1 pseudogene is annotated in these 281 nt (G+C 69.0%); it reads right to left on the bottom strand.

Annotation, left to right across the window (positions count from 1 at the left end):
- Positions 1-281, bottom strand: a pseudogene (locus SM753_RS20430) (lysine--tRNA ligase); the annotation flags it as partial.

Here is a 281-nt window from a genome sequence, read left to right as displayed (position 1 = left end):
CTCGCCGTCCTCGTAGAGGTCCGTGTTCGAGACCAGTTCGATGGGGACGCCCAAGGCGTCAGCGCCGGACTGGATGAGGTTCGAGAAGTGCGCACCGTAGGAGTCACAGCACCCGAACGGGTCCGGAATCGCGGTGTAGGGGTGGCCGAGGTTCCGGCCGAGCGCGCCAGCGTCGACGTCGCCGAGGTCGACGAGGTTGCCGTCGAGGTCCGCGAGCTTCCGCGGGAGCTTCCGCAGCGGGTCGCGGTCGTCGCTCGTGAACACCTGCCGGACGTCGTGGC

It is taken from the genome of Halostella sp. PRR32 (genome assembly GCF_034808085.1).
Classification (GTDB): Archaea; Halobacteriota; Halobacteria; order Halobacteriales; family Natronoarchaeaceae; genus Halostella; species Halostella pelagica.
Note: the sequence above shows the minus strand (reverse complement) of the source record. Positions and strands in the feature narration are given on the sequence as shown.